The organism is Roseateles sp. P5_B10 (genome assembly GCF_056400485.1).
Window position 1 is genome coordinate 1 of the sequence record NZ_JBFULE010001814.1, and the last position, 501, is coordinate 501.

Genomic DNA, 501 nt, shown 5'->3' on the forward strand with positions numbered 1-501 from the left:
GTGCCGGAGACATCAACGGCCGCAAGCTGGACGCTCTGATTGGTGAGGGGCCGGCCCACGACATTCGCAATGCCATCGCCAAATGGGGCAACCAGCAGCGCCCGGGATTGCTGATCGATTTCAATGTCGCGCATTCGCAGACTACGTTCAACGTCGCTGTGCATCGGCACAAGGGCGTCAATATCATCGAATTCGAGCCAGCTGATGCCAGCGATGCGACACCACCTCTGGAGCTGTCACGCTTGCTGATCGGTCGTATCGGCCAATGCAACGATCTCGACGTGCTGTTCGACAATGCGGCGCGGCTGCTGCGTGGCGCACTCGGCTACGACCGGGTGATGGTCTATCAATTCGCTCACGATGGCTCCGGCCGCGTGATCAGCGAGGCGCGCCGCGGCGATCTCGAGAGCTTTCTGGGGCAGCACTTCCCGGCCGGCGACATCCCGCAGCAGGCGAGGGTGCTTTACGTCCAGAACACGGTGCGTATTGTCTCTGATGCGA

1 pseudogene is annotated in these 501 nt (G+C 61.5%); it reads left to right on the top strand.

The features are described 5' to 3' along the window. Positions 1-501 (top strand): annotated as a pseudogene (locus AC1DU6_RS36050) (hypothetical protein); the annotation flags it as partial.